The organism is Marinobacter sp. 1-3A (assembly GCF_016597775.1).
Classification (GTDB): Bacteria; Pseudomonadota; Gammaproteobacteria; order Pseudomonadales; family Oleiphilaceae; genus Marinobacter; species Marinobacter xiaoshiensis.
In genome coordinates this window covers 307,114-322,206 of sequence record NZ_VCGZ01000001.1, presented here as the reverse complement: position 1 = coordinate 322,206, position 15,093 = coordinate 307,114, and the positions used below count along the sequence as shown (strand labels likewise).

General features: G+C 53.3%; 14 protein-coding genes. 6 read left to right on the top strand and 8 right to left on the bottom strand.

The genetic code is table 11. The features are described from left to right. Nucleotides 1–8 precede the first annotated feature (8 nt). From ccoN to FE848_RS01470, 3 genes are all read right to left on the bottom strand, one after another. A complete protein-coding gene (ccoN, locus tag FE848_RS01480) occupies nucleotides 9–1,439 on the bottom strand; it encodes a cytochrome-c oxidase, cbb3-type subunit I (RefSeq protein WP_200200962.1) in 1,431 nt (476 codons plus the stop codon). A 231-nt stretch (nucleotides 1,440–1,670) separates the two neighbouring features. Further along, nucleotides 1,671–3,506 carry a diguanylate cyclase gene (locus FE848_RS01475; protein WP_200200961.1) on the bottom strand — a complete coding sequence of 612 codons (1,836 nt, stop codon included), beginning with the start codon at nucleotides 3,504–3,506 and terminating at the stop codon, nucleotides 1,671–1,673. Nucleotides 3,507–3,631: 125 nt separating this feature from the next. Further along, nucleotides 3,632–3,922: an antibiotic biosynthesis monooxygenase family protein gene (locus FE848_RS01470; RefSeq protein ID WP_200200960.1), complete on the bottom strand. Its 291-nt coding sequence runs from the start codon at nucleotides 3,920–3,922 to the stop codon at nucleotides 3,632–3,634. An 84-nt stretch (nucleotides 3,923–4,006) separates the two neighbouring features. Between FE848_RS01470 and tusA the strand changes: the two genes are divergently transcribed. After that, nucleotides 4,007–4,246: a sulfurtransferase TusA gene (gene tusA / locus FE848_RS01465; RefSeq protein WP_200200959.1), complete on the top strand. Its 240-nt coding sequence runs from the start codon at nucleotides 4,007–4,009 to the stop codon at nucleotides 4,244–4,246. 41 nt (nucleotides 4,247–4,287) lie between these two features. Here the strand turns inward: tusA and dsbD are convergent, their stop codons facing one another. Further along, nucleotides 4,288–6,183, bottom strand: coding sequence for a protein-disulfide reductase DsbD (gene dsbD, locus FE848_RS01460; RefSeq protein ID WP_200200958.1), 1,896 nt, complete (start codon nucleotides 6,181–6,183; stop codon nucleotides 4,288–4,290). A gap of 160 nt (nucleotides 6,184–6,343) precedes the next feature. Here dsbD and FE848_RS01455 point away from each other — a divergent pair, with 160 nt between their 5' ends. Genes FE848_RS01455 through pdxB form a run of 3 tightly spaced genes read left to right on the top strand, consistent with a single transcriptional unit; the run spans nucleotide 6,344 to nucleotide 9,390 of the window. Next, nucleotides 6,344–6,925 (top strand): elongation factor P hydroxylase, encoded by a 582-nt coding sequence (locus tag FE848_RS01455; protein WP_200200957.1) that lies wholly within the window; start codon nucleotides 6,344–6,346, stop codon nucleotides 6,923–6,925. A 6-nt stretch (nucleotides 6,926–6,931) separates the two neighbouring features. Beyond that, nucleotides 6,932–8,221, top strand: a complete 1,290-nt coding sequence (locus FE848_RS01450) for a DEAD/DEAH box helicase (RefSeq protein ID WP_200200956.1) — start codon at nucleotides 6,932–6,934, stop codon at nucleotides 8,219–8,221. Nucleotides 8,222–8,238: 17 nt separating this feature from the next. Beyond that, on the top strand, nucleotides 8,239–9,390 hold the full coding sequence (gene pdxB / locus FE848_RS01445; RefSeq protein WP_200200955.1) for a 4-phosphoerythronate dehydrogenase PdxB: 1,152 nt from the start codon (nucleotides 8,239–8,241) through the stop codon (nucleotides 9,388–9,390). Nucleotides 9,391–9,420: 30 nt separating this feature from the next. Here the strand turns inward: pdxB and FE848_RS01440 are convergent, their stop codons facing one another. Together FE848_RS01440 and FE848_RS01435 are read right to left on the bottom strand one after the other, a co-directional pair. Next, nucleotides 9,421–9,882, bottom strand: coding sequence for a hypothetical protein (locus FE848_RS01440; RefSeq protein WP_200200954.1), 462 nt, complete (start codon nucleotides 9,880–9,882; stop codon nucleotides 9,421–9,423). Between the two features lie 26 nt (nucleotides 9,883–9,908). Next, nucleotides 9,909–11,123: a pyridoxal phosphate-dependent aminotransferase gene (locus FE848_RS01435; RefSeq protein WP_200200953.1), complete on the bottom strand. Its 1,215-nt coding sequence runs from the start codon at nucleotides 11,121–11,123 to the stop codon at nucleotides 9,909–9,911. 274 nt (nucleotides 11,124–11,397) lie between these two features. Here FE848_RS01435 and FE848_RS01430 point away from each other — a divergent pair, with 274 nt between their 5' ends. Both FE848_RS01430 and FE848_RS01425 read left to right on the top strand, forming a co-directional pair. Further along, entirely contained in the window at nucleotides 11,398–11,883 is a 486-nt protein-coding gene (locus tag FE848_RS01430; protein ID WP_200200952.1) for a glutathione peroxidase, read from the top strand. Nucleotides 11,884–11,892: 9 nt separating this feature from the next. After that, nucleotides 11,893–12,360: a MarR family winged helix-turn-helix transcriptional regulator gene (locus FE848_RS01425; protein WP_227715069.1), complete on the top strand. Its 468-nt coding sequence runs from the start codon at nucleotides 11,893–11,895 to the stop codon at nucleotides 12,358–12,360. On the opposite strand, the gene FE848_RS01420 is transcribed toward FE848_RS01425, so the two are convergent. Beyond that, nucleotides 12,320–14,326 carry an ATP-binding protein gene (locus FE848_RS01420; RefSeq protein ID WP_200200951.1) on the bottom strand — a complete coding sequence of 669 codons (2,007 nt, stop codon included), beginning with the start codon at nucleotides 14,324–14,326 and terminating at the stop codon, nucleotides 12,320–12,322. The genes FE848_RS01425 and FE848_RS01420 overlap by 41 nt on opposite strands. Further along, complete coding sequence (locus FE848_RS01415; RefSeq protein WP_200200950.1) at nucleotides 14,319–15,092, bottom strand: hypothetical protein; 774 nt, start codon at nucleotides 15,090–15,092, stop codon at nucleotides 14,319–14,321. The genes FE848_RS01420 and FE848_RS01415 overlap by 8 nt, the downstream gene beginning before the upstream one ends. Nucleotide 15,093: the final 1 nt, after the last annotated feature.

Below are 15,093 nucleotides of genomic sequence, written 5' to 3'. Positions count from 1 at the left end.
TCTCTCCGTTACGCCGCCTGAACTGCTGCATTGTCCTGGGCAACCGCATCTTTCTGGCGCACGGTCATGTAGACGTTATAAGCCATGAACAGCATGCCGCTCAGGAAGATGACGCCACCGAGGAAGCGCACAAAGTAGCCAGGGTAGGATGCTTCAAGGCTCTCTACAAAGCTGTAGGTGAGAGTGCCGTCGTCGTTGACTGCGCGCCACATGAGGCCCTGCATGATGCCGTTGACCCACATGGCAACGATGTACAGAACGGTACCGACAGTCGCCAGCCAGAAGTGCACGTTAATCATGCTGGTGCTGTACATTTCCTTGAGGCCCCAAAGCTTGGGAATCAGGTGGTAGATCGCACCGATACTGATCATTGCAACCCAACCCAGAGCACCGGAGTGAACGTGACCAACAGTCCAGTCAGTGTTGTGGGAAAGGGCGTTAACGGTCTTGATAGACATCATCGGGCCTTCAAAGGTGGACATGCCGTAGAACGACAGGGAAACCACCAGGAAGCGCAGGATGGGGTCGGTACGCAGTTTGTGCCATGCGCCGGACAGGGTCATCATACCGTTGATCATGCCGCCCCAGGATGGTGCAAGCAGAATCAGGGACATAATCATACTGGCTGTTTGAGCCCAGTCTGGAAGTGCAGAGTAGTGCAAGTGGTGACCACCAGCCCAAACGTAGGTCGCGATCAGCGCCCAGAAGTGAACGATGGACAAACGGTAGGAGTAAACCGGGCGGCCGGCCTGCTTGGGAACGAAGTAGTACATCATGCCCAGGAAGCCAGCAGTCAGGAAGAAGCCTACGGCGTTATGGCCGTACCACCACTGCATCATCGCGTCGGTCACACCGGCGTATGCAGAGTAGGATTTGAAGGCACTGACAGGTAGCGCCATGTTGTTACCAATGTGGAGCGCGGCGATGGTGATGATAAACGCACCGTAGAACCAGTTGGCAACATAAATGTGAGGCGTGCTGCGCTTGGTGATAGTACCGAAGAACACCAAAGCGTAAGTTACCCAGACGACCGCGATTGCGATGTCGATTGGCCATTCCAGCTCTGCGTATTCTTTAGTGCTGGTGTAGCCAAGGGGCAGGGTAATGGCTGCGGCAACAATGATTGCAGTCCAGCCCCAGAAGGTGAAAGCGGCCAGTTTGTCCGAAATCAGGCGGGCCTGACAGGTGCGCTGTACAACGTAATACGACGTTGCAAACAGGGCGCTACCACCAAATCCGAATATAACGGCGTTGGTGTGCAGCGGTCGCAAGCGACCGAAGTGAGTCCATGGCAGATCGAGGTTGAGGGATGGCCATACCAGTTGTGCTGCAATCAACACGCCTAGTGCCATTCCTACAATGCCCCATACCACTGTCATGATGGCGAACTGTCTCACCACCTTATAGTTATATGTCAGGTTCGGATTTTGTGTGCTCATAGCCTTACCAATGGGTTCAAAGAGGGAAATTATGCGGGCGCAAGTATGGAGAAACCATTAGCTGTTTGCAATGACGCCAGTCAACTCCTGATATCCGTCAAATGCACCCGAAACAGCAGCATGGCACCTTTCCCGTGCGTATACTCGCTGAATCACTATGATAGCCCCGCCGTCGGTCAAGTTGAACTTGCCAAAATTGATTAAGAACAAAAAATTCAGCGTGAGACGAAATTAAATACACTGAATGTCGGCTAAAACGACTTGGTCTCGCCCGCGGGATTTTGCTTTGTATAGAGCGCGGTCGGCCCTTGCAAACAATGTCTGCTGACTTTCGTTTGGTAACAGGGTCGCTATGCCTGCACTCAGGGTCAACTTTGCAATTTTACCGTCCGGGGCTTCTATTTTAGTGGTGCGCAGCTCTTCAAGTATGGCTTCGCATACTTTTTGAGCGCCTTCTGTACCTGTACCTGGCAGCAATAGAGCGAATTCTTCACCGCCAAATCGAATGGCGATATCCCGTGGGCGCTTTACGTGACGGCACAGAATGCTCGATATCTGCTGTAGCCACAGGTCCCCGAAGCCGTGTCCCCAAGTGTCATTGACGGATTTGAAATGATCCGCGTCCAACAGAGTGACTGTTAGCGGTTGTCCGGTTCTGCGGGATTCGGCACACAGCTCGGTCAGAATGTTGTCCATGTGACGGCGGTTATAAAGCCCGGTCAGAGGATCGTTGAGACTGAGAGCGGCGAGCTTGCGGTTGGCGTTCTCCAGTTCTCGCATGGTTGATCGCAACTGGGCTGTGCGCTCATGAACCTTGTCTTCCAGGTCTGTTCTGGCCTGCTGCTCTACTTCCAGCAACTTGTTGTTCAGAAGGCGCCAGCGCTGCACCATGGCATAGTTGAGGAGAATGACCTGGCCGCCAATAGCAATCTGCATCAGGGATTCCCTTGCCAAAAAGTCAGTAAGATAGCCGAATGCCGCGGCTGCATAGATTAAAGCTCCGCCTGCCATAATGACCCAGGCAAGAACATACCACTTCGCCGGCTGGTAACCTTGGCGCCATCGGTTTAGTGCAATAAAGGACAGGACAAAAATGATAATCAGACTGAGCGCAGTATTGTAAAGAATGGTTTGGCTGTACGGGAGTATCAGCGTCAGCCCGGTAAACCCGGCGCACGTCCAGATGATAACCTTCAGGGTTGTGTAGGCCCGGGTGCCTTGCTCTACTTCAAGAAATGACCGACCGAAGAGACTCATTGCCAAAGCGCAGAGTACGAGCATCAGGGGAATGGAGAGATTTGCAAACTGAGGGCTTTCGGGCCAAAAGTACTGATTTGCGTAGCCACCCATGGCAAGCAGGAAAAGCCCCATGGCCCCCATGTAAAGCGCGTTGTGGAAATAATAGGCTGTACCTGAACTTATAAAAAGGAGGAGGTTAAAAACAGCGAGCACCAGAATGGCGCCGTAAAACAGCCCGTGGGTCATCGCCAGGTGATTGCTTGCAGTAATAAGTTCTTCCGGCGACTCCAGCTTCAAGGGGATGTTCAGTGCACCACTGCTATGTACTCGTAATGTAATTGAGCGTGATTCTCCGCTGTCGAGCGTGATCGGGAGCAGGAAGTACCGGTAATTTATCGCTCTTGAGCCGAATCGATGCAGGTCTCCAGTAACCAGAACATCAGTCGGATCACGGCTCCACCAAAAGGTGACCTCGTCGAGCAGGGGGTAGTGAAGATTGAGATACCAGGTCCTGCGTTCGTTGCCGCTATTTCGCACGTTCAGGCGTATCCAGTACACCGAGCGGGTTTGCGTGAATGTCAGATCGTGCCCTCGGGCTGAGGACCATTCGAGGCTTTCAGGCAGTTCTCCGGGGCGCCGTGCGGAATGGGCCGGTTCCCCGGGAGATGCCTGGTAGTAGCACACATAGTGCATCAACGAATTGCGCGCATAAGCATCGTTGGCATCTATCGCTGGGCATTCAGGGGCTGCTGCAAGAGCATTGGCTATAGCCAGCGCCGGAGTTGCGGCACAGAACAGGAATAACAATAATCGCGCTACGAATGACATCAACAGTTCCCGAGTGCCTTTGCTTAGGCGGAGCTTTGCGGCTCGGAAGTGTAGCGAATATGCACAATCAGTGCTGTTAAACAGTTTAAAATTCTGTAAGCCGTCACAAGCTTGATCTGTTCAGGTCAGACGCCGCTCTGCGCGAGTACTGTGATGGCTTCATCTTTGTCCATCATCGGGACTAGTTCGGCCATCAAATTGCGGCGATCATCGGAGTGGTACCAGCGGTTCCAGTCCGCTTCAGAGCGCCAGTTGGCAAGGGTTATCCGGTGGTTGGGGTCGTTTTTGTCGACCAGTGTTTCCCCGGAAATAAAACCCGGTGCTGCCACTGCACGCTGCAAAACCTTGCGGGAACGTTCCTCATAGGCAGTTTCAAGTGATTCAGCGATATGGCGTTCAATCAGAACCCGGATCATGCAAACCTCCAGATGTTTTAATGGTATAAACAGTAATTTAGCACGTATTTATGAAAAATCAGATCATCCAAAGGGAGACATTTTGTGAGCGTTACCGATTATGATGCCGAACTGGATGCCAGTGGCCTGTTTTGTCCGGAGCCAGTGATGATGCTTCACACTGGCATCAATGCGGTGGAGCCTGGGCAGGTTTTGCGAGTGGTGGCAACAGACCCTTCAACCACGCGCGATATACCGAGGTTTTGTCAGTTTTTAGGTCACGAGCTTATCAGCCATGCAGAGCAGGGCGAGCAGTTTGTTTACCTTATCCGTCGGGGCGAATAGTGCCCGCTTTTTCGCTCTGTCTGCTGTGATGTTTGGACTGTTCAAATAGACGGCGTCAGCCCATTGACGTGATCGAGGAACTGGCTGCGGTTCATTTCGCCAAGCACTCTTCTCGGTGCCATTTCGCTGCCGCTGCGATCGTAAAACAATATGGCCGGTGGCCCGAATAATCCCAGTTCGTCCAGCATGGCCTGCTGAGCCGGGGTGTTGTCAGTCATGTCAATTTGCAGCAGCGTGAAAGGTTTTAGCGAGTTAATGACGGCTCCGTCGCTAAACACGTTGCGCTCCATCACTTTGCATGAAATACACCAGTCTGCGTAGAAATCCAGCATTACCGGGCGGCCTTCTTGTTGGGCTTGCACAAGCATGGCTTTTATATCAGCAGGAGTTTCTACCCGGGTAAATCCGGCGTGGCTATTGTCATTGCTGGCAGAGTCGCCTGGCTGCCCACTGTACGTGGTTTTGGCGATGAAAGGGTCAAGTGGGGCGAGAGGGTTGTTGGCGCCTGCAATAGCACCAGCGAGCAGTGCCAGACCATAAGCGAAAAAGATCAAGCCCAAGCCTTTACGGGTGCGCTCCCAGCCCGCCTTTGCTGCGTCGAAAGCCCCCAGTTGCACACCAGTGATGGCAATGAGTACTCCCCAGAGGGTCAGCCCAACCCAGCCCGGAACCAGGCGTTCAATCAACCATATAGCGACTGCAATCAGCATAACGCCATAGAAATGTTTAACGGTGGTCATCCAGTGCCCGGTACTTGGCAGAAGCTTGCGCCCACCAACAGCTACCAGAATAAGCGGAATTCCCATGCCCAGCCCAAGGGAAAAAAGAGCAATGCCGCCGATTACCGCATCCTGTGTTGTGGATATGTAAAGCAGGCTGCCTGCAAGGGGGGCAGACACACAGGGCGATACAATAAGGGCAGATAGCGCGCCTATGCCAAAAATGCTGATAACCCGGCCACCCGTCAGACGCTGGCTGGCATCGTTTAGCGAATCGCGGATAGCTCGCGGGAGCTGAATTTCAAACAGGTCAAACATCGACAACGCAAAGACCACGAACATCACGGCAAAAACACCTAGCACCCAAGGTGACTGAAGTTGTGCCTGCAGATTAAAGCTGGCACCAAGCAGCCCCGTAAGCACTCCGGCACCAGCATAGGTTAGTGCCATGCCCAGCACGTAGCTGCTGGAAAGCAAAATCGCCTGGCCGGTTGTGCGTGTGTTTTGCCCTGAAACGAGTGATGAAATGATCGGAACCATTGGCAGCACACAAGGCGTAAAGGTCAGTCCAAGGCCCAGCAGCAGAAAAACGCCCGCTATGACCAGCGTAGACTGCTCTGAGAGAAAGCCGGCAAGCCCGGTTGCTGAGCTGGTATCTGTCTTGGCTTTTGTGGGAGCAGCTGAGCCTGTAGCCCCTTGCGCCCCATCAGCGTCCTGGCTTTGATAAAAGAGTACTTCGCGGGTCTGAGGTGGGTAACACAATCCGGCTTCCGCGCAGCCCTGGTAGGTTACTTCGAAACGGGCCTCGCGAGTATTATCCGGCAAAGTGACCTGAATCCGGGCTTCAACCGGATCAAAGAAAACGGTGGTTTTTCCGAAAAACTCGTCTTCTGTTTCTGTACCGGGACTGGAATATTTCGGTGCGCCGGCACTGACGCCCCCATCCAACGCTTTGATGCTGATGCGATCCTTGTAGAGGTAGTGGCCGGGGGTAATGTCCCAGAATAGAACCACTGCGCTATCTTCAGTTAAGTGGCTGAAGGGAAGGGCCTCATCTACCGGAAGAAACTGGCTGCTTTGGCCGCCAAACAGGGAGTTGCTGCCACCGAATGCCCAGGACACATTGGCGGCTGTTAACAGCAGAGCAAAAATGAAGAGTAGGCTGGCTGGAGAACTGGAGCGGCGAGCGTTGCCGGAAGCGGTAGATAATGCTGTCATGGAGTAAGCAGTTTCCCGGTAAGTGTCATGGCATACAGGAGAGCTGGCGATGCAATAACGTGCCTGCGCCCCGGTAGTGGTTTGCGAGTGAGTGGACATAGGGCCCGCGAGAAAGTTCCCTCTGGCATTGGGCGCGTTAAAGTCGCACAATAGCTCCCCAATGAATCACAGCCCAAACGATCTTATCATGTTGTTTAATGACCTGTTCCGGGATGCGTTCCGGACTGTTCTGGTCAGAGGCGACGAAGAACCTGAATACTTGCCTGCTGGCAGCACCAGTGAGCTTGCGCAGATTGTTTTTGCTCATGGCTATTATGCCAGTGCTCTGCACGAAATAAGTCACTGGTGTGTTGCGGGTGAGTACAGGCGCACACTTCACGATTATGGTTACTGGTACTGCCCGGACGGCCGGACACCCGCTCAACAGCAAGCATTCGAGCAAGTTGAGGTAAAACCGCAGGCTATTGAGTGGTTGTTTTCAGTGGCCGCCGGCTCGAAATTTCATATCAGTGTGGATAACCTGTCTGGTGGGGGCGCGTCTGACGAGTGCGGCTTCCGATCCAGGGTGCTAGGCCAGGCAGAAAGTTACCTGGCGACAGGCTTGCCGCTACGGGCACAGTCCTTTTTTGATGTGTTGAAATCGTTTTATGGAACCGGCGATAACTTCAGTACAGCCTGGCGTGATGATGTCCGGCGTGTGGTTCCGCTATATTCTGCAAAAGAACTTTATGAGGCAAACTGAGACTCCATGACATCTGACTCAAAGCACACCGGCGATCTGAGATTCAGCGATCTGAATCTGGACAAACGCCTGCTGGACGCCATTGCCGCCATTGGTTTCGAATACTGCACGCCGATTCAGGCGGAAACACTGCCCTGGACACTGGCGTGTCAGGACCTGATAGGCCAAGCGCAAACCGGAACCGGAAAAACAGCTGCATTTCTGATTACCGCCATCCAGAGCCTGCTCGAAACGCCAATACCCGAGGGTGATCGATTTGCATCTGAGCCTCGGGTTCTGGCGCTGGCACCAACTCGCGAGCTCGCCATGCAGATTGCCAAGGATGCGGAAGCGCTGTGCAAGCTTACTGGCCACAACGTCGTTACCGTGGTGGGTGGCATGCACTATGACAAACAGCGCGAACAATTACATAACGGCATTGTTGATATTCTGGTGGCTACCCCGGGTCGCCTGATTGACTTCCTTGGCTCCCAGGACGTGTTCCTTGACCAGCTCGACATCCTCATTCTGGATGAGGCAGACCGTATGTTGGATATGGGCTTCATTCCTGATGTGAAGCGCATTATCCGCAAGTGCACCCCTAAAGATGAACGCCAGACGCTGCTATTCAGCGCCACCTTTAATCAGGACGTTTTGAACCTGGCGTCCATGTGGACCAACAATGCCGAGTTTGTGGAAATCGAACCAGAGCAGAAAACCGCAGAGCGGGTCGAACAAACGGTTTACATGGTTGGTGATGACGAAAAGCTGCCGGTGTTGGTGAACTATCTCAAGCGCCCTGAAGTTGAAAAGGCCCTAGTGTTTGCCAATCGCCGTGACCAGTGTCGGGACCTTGAAGAGGATTTGCGCAATCAGGGCGTTAAAGTTGCTCTTATGTCTGGAGAAATTGCCCAGGCCAAGCGCTTGAAAACTCTGGATCAGTTCAAGGCGGGCAGCATTCAGGTGCTGGTAGCTACGGATGTTGCGGGGCGCGGAATCCATGTGGATGGCGTTACTCACGTATTCAATTACAACCTGCCAGACAGTGCTGAAGATTACGTGCATCGCATAGGTCGTACGGGTCGGGCAGGGAAGACTGGTGTGTCGGTCAGTTTTGCAGGAGAGGACGACTCATTTGGTCTTCCGGCCATTGAGAAGTACATCGGTCAAAAGCTCAAAACAACCGTTCCGGAAGAAGAGTTGATGGCTGAAATGGATAATCCGCCCATTACCCGCAAGCGTGGTCGCAGGCCGTCGCAAGGGCAGGGTGGACGCGGGCCAGGTGGTCGTGGTGGCCCCCGCCCCCGCAGAAACTGAGGCGGTGTGACCTTATTATGCTAATCGTCGCAGATGAGAACATTCCGCTGCTGAATGCGTTTTTTGGTGATATCGGTGAAATCCGGCGTGTCTCCGGCCGAACGATGAGTGCCATCGATGTTCGTGACGCAGATGTGTTACTGGTTCGCTCAGTCACTCGTGTGAATCGCGAGCTGCTTGAAGACAGTTCTGTTCGCTTCGTGGGAACAACCACCATAGGGACAGATCACATTGATCTGGGCTGGCTGGAGGAGAACGGCATCCGTTTTTCCGCAGCACCCGGCTGTAATGCCAACAGTGTTGTTGAGTATGTGTTGAGTGTTTTGTCTCTGTATGCAGAGCGCAAGGTGCTGAATGATTGGTCGCAACTCACAGTTGGGATTGTTGGTGCCGGCAATGTTGGCAGTGAGCTTGCCGAAAAGCTGGATCGCCTGGGCTTCAGCGTGAAGCTTTGCGATCCACCCAGAGCAGAGCGGGAACGAAACCTTACCTTCGTGAGCCTGGACGAAGTGCTTGCGTGTGATGTGGTCACCCTCCATACACCTTTAACCCGAGACTCTGCTCACCCCACACTACAGATGATCGGCAGGCGCGAGTTGGATTTGCTGACCTCCAGGCAGTTACTGATCAATACCGGGCGCGGTGAAGTGATTGATGGCGCCGCACTGAGTGAGCGCCTGAGCCAGGCCGACGCGCCGCTGGTGGCGCTCGATGTCTGGGAACAGGAGCCTCGTATTAATCCGGAGCTTGTGGGCAAAACCTGGTTGGCGACCCCCCACATTGCGGGCTATAGCCTTGAGGGTAAAGTTCAGGGAACCGAGATGATTTACCAGGCGGTCAGCCGTTTTCTGGGACTGCCCGCGCGCAAGAAAGCTGGGCAATTTTTGCCTGAGCCCGCACTCAGCAAGGTGTCGTTTACAAGTGCGGCTGATGAGCAAGCCGCTATCCGCATTGCACTGCGTGCCTGCTACGATCCCAGGCAGGACGATGCACGCCTGCGTCATATCATGGGTGTGCCGGCAAGCCAGGAGCGAGGAGTTGCTTTTGACCGACTACGGAAGGACTACCCTGTCCGGCGTGAGTGTTCCAGCCTGAAAGTGCAGCTCAAGGGCACCAGCAAATCCCTTCATGACAGCTTCCGTGCAATTGGATTCAAGCTGAAGATCTGAGAATGGCTCACTGTCACAGGCCCAGTCGCCTTACTTGTCCGTAAAGAGCGTTGCTCGAACAACGTGGCCAATACGCAAGGAGTGACGGCTTTTCAGCACGGTGCGCACCAGATGAATATGGCTGGAGAGATCTTCTTTCAAAGAGGGCGGTAGAGGAGAAGTTGCGTGGTTTTCCGGCTCGCCGAACTGCTGAACAAGAGTATCTGGCGCGGGCGCACTCAACCGAATAAAAGCCTCCTGGGTTAGAACTGCCTGATCAAGAGCATCCTGCCGGATAGTATCCACATAGCGAAGAAACCCTTCTTCTGCCAGCCATAACAAGGTGCCAAAGCATGCCATATGGCGCTTGCTATGCAGCCCGAACTCGTCCGGTTGATCTGCGCCTGCAATATCTTCCACAAACAGGTTCACCCGCCTGGGGAAGGCGTTGTATAGCTGCACCAAGGCAACGGCTGCGTCTTTGTAGAATTCTTCGATATGGATGTCAGCCATAATTCACTTCTTATTTGCCTGCTGCTTTACTGTCTGTATTTACTGAGGAAGTTGCCCAGCCTGGTCATGGCATCCTCCAGCGTGTCTTTTCGGGGCAGGAATACGACCCGCAGATGTTGCTTGTCATCAATATTGAACGCTGAGCCCTGAACCAGAAGGATTTTCTCTTGCAGGAGAAGATCCAGAACCAGTTTTTCATCATTTATTACCGGGTGTATTTTTGGATCCAGTCGCGGGAACAGGTATAGCGCGCCTTGGGGCTTTACGCAGCTTACCCCGGGGATGTCATTGAGCATCCGCCACGCCGTTTCCCGCTGCTCGTACAGTCGGCCTCCGGGAGCAACCAGGTCGTTGATCGACTGATAACCGCCCAATGCAGTCTGTATGGCCAGTTGAGCGGGCACGTTAGCGCACAGGCGCATGTTGGAAAGCATGTCGATGCCTTCAATCAGGTCTTTGGCCCGGTGCTTGGCACCGCTGATGATCATCCAGCCTGAACGATAGCCAGCAGCCCGGTAGTTCTTGGAAAGCCCATTGTAAGTAAAGAAGAGCACGTCATCTGCCAGGGAAGCAGTAGAAACGTGCTGTGTGCCGTCATAGAGAATTTTGTCGTAAATCTCGTCTGAAAGCACGATCAGGTTGTGCTTGCGGGCAAGCTCAATGACTTGTTCCAGAAGTTCCTGGCTATAAACCGCGCCTGTAGGGTTGTTCGGGTTAATCAGAACGATCGCACGGGTGCGGGATGTTATCTTTTTGCGGATATCGTCGATGTCCGGGAACCAGTTCTGTTCCTCGTCGCAACGATAGTGCACAGGTTTGCCACTGGAAAGAGTCACTGCGGCTGTCCACAAAGGGTAATCCGGTGCAGGAATCAGCACTTCATCGCCCGTGTTGAGCATGGCTTGCATGGTCATCACAATCAACTCGCTGACACCATTGCCCAGGAAAATGTCGTCAATGTCGACCTTGTCGATGCCTCTTTGCTGGCAGTAGTGCATGACTGCCTTGCGTGCTGAAAACAGACCTTTTGACTCCACATAGCCCTGAGCCTGTTGCATGTTGTAGATCACGTCTTGCTGGATCTCTTCGGGGACATCCAGTTCAAAAGCGGCAGGGTTACCTATATTGAGCTTGAGTACCCGGTGCCCCTCTTCCTCGAGTCGGCGCGCTTCCCGCATGACTACGCCACGTATTTCATAGCACACGTTATCCAGCTTGGCGGATTTGTAGTAGTTCAGCATAAGACCCGGGCTTCCTCAGTCAGTAAACATAAATCGGGCACCTGCCGTGCAGGCAAACCCCTATTCTAGCGGAGGCGAGGCTAACGGCAACAGGGGAATTGTGATGAATTATGGCGGGTTAGCACCGTATTGCGTTGATCTCTGCGTTAGATAACCGTTGCTTGACGAAGCTTTTCTGTATAGTCTCCAATTAAATTGTGCGCAATATAAATGCCGCCATCGATATAAAGAGCCTGTATTTACAGGTGTTCATGATTTTGCCAGGGAGAAGCTTGTGGCCAACAAATCCATTTATGACTTCAATGTTCGAGACATCAAAGGTAATGAAAAGGCGATGGCCGACTATCAGGGCCAGGTGCTACTGATCGTAAATACCGCCAGTAAATGCGGTCTCACGCCGCAATTTGAAGGTTTGCAGACTTTGCACAAGGAGCTTGGAGAGCAGGGGCTTGAGGTGCTTGGGTTTCCGTGTAACCAGTTCTTGAACCAGGACCCTGCGGATGACAAAGCGATCAGTGAGTTCTGCAGCCTGAATTACGGCGTGGACTTTCCGATGTTTTCAAAAATTGATGTGAACGGCGAGAATGCGGACCCGTTGTTCCAGTTTCTGAAATCCGAGGCTAAAGGGCTTCTCGGTTCAGAGAAAGTAAAATGGAACTTCACTAAATTTCTGGTGGGGCGTGACGGCAAGGTTTTGCGTCGTTATCCGCCCACCACCAAGCCAGAAGACATCAAGGCCGATATTGTAAAGCTGCTGTAGGGCCCGGTTTTGGACGATTTGCTGGCGCTGGATAGTCAGATCTGTTTTAGCCTGTATGCGGCCAATCGGGCAGTTACCTCACGGTATCGGCCTTTGCTTGCCGAGCTAGGGCTAACCTATCCCCAATACCTTGTGATGCTGGTGCTTTGGGAGCGGGCACGTGCCAATCAGCCAACTCGGGTTTCAGATCTTGGCACCCGTTTGCGGCTGGATTCGGGCACGCTTACGCCGCTATTGAAACGCCTGGCTCTGCGGGGGCTGATTCACAGGGAGCGAAGCCGGGACGACGAGCGAGTAGTGACTATATCGCTGACTGGCCAGGGCGCAGGTTTGAGGGAGCGGGCGGCGCTAGTCCCGCAAAAACTGCTGTGCGGTCTGGATGTTTCTCCGGAGCGTTTGCTAGCCCTGAAGCACGAATTGAATGCGGTGCTAAAGGCTATTGAGGTTCAGGGGGTGGGGGAGGAGCCCAGCGTGTGATTGCTTCGGCTAGCTGGGCCCGATTGTAGGGCTTGGTGATGTAGTCGTTCATGCCGCTGGCAAAACAGTCGGCCCTGTCACCCTGCATCACGTTAGCCGTCACAGCAATCACGGGCAAGTTCTGCCAGTCCGGATTTTTTCGGATTCGGCGGGTTGTTTCGTAGCCATCCATAACTGGCATCTGGCAATCCATAAGTACAAGGTCGTAATGTTGTTGTTCCAGGGCTTCTAGCGCCAGTTGCCCATTTTCAGCGATATCTGCATGGTGCCCCATTTTTCTCAGCAGAGTAGATGCCACCATCTGGTTTACCTCATTGTCTTCCACCAGGAGGATCTGGAGAGCACCTTGTGGCGTTGCGATGGTTTCAGGCAAAACGGCCGGCTCGGCGCGACTTTCGGGGTTATCCGTGGTCAGGTTGCTGTAGATTGGCAGTGGCAAGGTCACAGTAAAGCGGGTTCCCTGCTGCTCTTTCGACTCAACCGTTATTTCGCCATGCATGCGCTCAATTAACTGACGACAAAGCGTCAGGCCCAGGCCGGTGCCGCCATACAGACGTGTGGTTTGCGTATCGGCCTGAGAGAAGGGTGAAAAGATCCGGCGCAGGCCTTCTTTGCTCATGCCTATACCGGTATCGGACACCTCGATGGTCATTATGCCAGCGGAGTATTTCGCATTTATACGCACGCTGCCGGTATCCGTGAACTTAATGGCATTGCTAAGCAGGTTGTTGAGAATCTGCCGGACCCGGGTCGGGTCACCCAGAAACTGATCCGGGAAACCCGGGCCCGTTTCCGCGATGAGCTCAATGCCTTTCTTGCCAGCCTGCTGGGTGTGCAGGGTTGCACACTCTTCGATCAGGCCGCGCATACTAAACGGAATGGTTTCCAGGTTAAGCTTTCCTGCCTCAACTTTCGAAATATCCAGAATATCGTTGAGAATGCCAAGCAGGCTTTCGCCCGCCGAAAAGGCTATTTCAAGCCTGTGGTGTTTCGAAGGGTCCTGCTCGGCCTCCAGGGCAAGCCCGAGCATCCCAAGTACTCCGTTTAGCGGTGTGCGTATTTCATGGCTCATGCTGGCGAGAAAGTTCGCCCTTGCCTTGGCCCGGCGCATGGCATCCTCTTTGGCTTTTACCAGTGCCCGGTTGCCTCGCTGCAACGCCTGGTTTTTGTCGGATATTTCCCGTGTGCGACTTTCAACTTCGTGCTCCAGCTCGCTGGAGTAGTTTTTCATGGCACTTTCTGCCTGGCGCAGCTGCGCCAAGGTGACATCCATGGTTTCCAGGTGTTGGTTGATAATGCCGACCATTGTGCCAATTTCATCTTGTCCGTGGCCTGGCGGTATGGGCAGACGGATTTTTTCCGGTGAATCCGCCTTTACCTCGCTGAGTGCATTGATCACGCTGAGCATGGGCCGCGTCAGTATCAGATAAAAAATAAGGAGCAGTGAAGCTGAAAGAATCAGACTTTTCAGAAAGCCGCTGACCAGTGTGTAACTGGCTCGCTCCAGGAACTGCAAGCCGTAGTGGTATGTATCAATCGTTACAACAAGCTGGCCAAGTGGCAGGCTGTTGAGTTGGGTAACACGCAGCTGGCGGCTGAATACCTTGCTTGGGCCAAACAGCTGGTCGCTGATCCACCGGTAGGGCGAATCCGGACTTCTTTTGCTGGCGGACGCCATGGTGCTGTCGTCACTGTCTACAATTCGCGCATCTATGGTGGCGGGGTGCCGGAGAAGGCCGTCGAGTAACTCTTCGGCCAAGCGCACGTCGATGTTGTAGGCAATCTGGGAGGCCGGGTTGTGGCTGATCTCAATCAATGCCTGAATGTCCTCTTCCATGGACTTGTGCGCGGAAAAGTAATCCAGGGTGATTTGTATAACGTTAAGAATAACGCCTAGCACCATCGCGATCAGGACCGTATCGCGGGTGAGTCGATAGGATAGGCGGTGCTTAAAGCCTTTAGTCATCGTAGTCGGCTTTCTTCTTCCACTCTTCATCGTGAAGAAAGTCGTCCCACTGCTTGTCGAGCTTGGAACCGGACTCCCCAGGGCTCGCGTTACCACCCTCTGTCACCATGGCTTCCAGTTCCTTTATACGAATACGGAAGCTCTTGACCGCTTTCATGGCAAGTGGATTATCCTGGGATTTACCCATTTCTGTACTGGCCAGATGGTAGGCATGAATGGCTTTGCGTATCTCATTCTGCCGGATAAGATCGCGGGCCTGAAACACATGCAGGTCTGCGTGGGTTTTGTGCACCAGAAACAGCACATACTTCAGATTCTTTTTTGCTGTTGCTGCATCTATGCGACCACTTTTATGCATGGATTCAATCAGCTTGAACAGGTTTTGAAGCAGTTCTTTAGCAGAATTTGACTTTTCCACCGAATCAATTTTGATTTGTGTTACCTCGTCGCGGTTTTCCCGGACCAGCTTTTTACGTTGTTCTGCGGATTCGCGCCACTGACCTACAGGCAAATCAGATTTAAGCCCTGCCAGATCGTTACAAATGTCCAGCATGCGTTTCAGCAGCAAAAGTTTTAGCTCAGGTGTCAGATATTGACCGGGAATTTCAGAAAGCAGGCGAACACACCGTTTATAGCCGTCCCCCAGCGCCGTAATTTTACGGGCGCGTTCGATGCGGGCTTTTTCGCGCATTTGGGTGACGACAATAGTGATGATTGATATGACAACAACAGCCGCCAAGGCAAGGACAATTGTGATGGTGTTCATT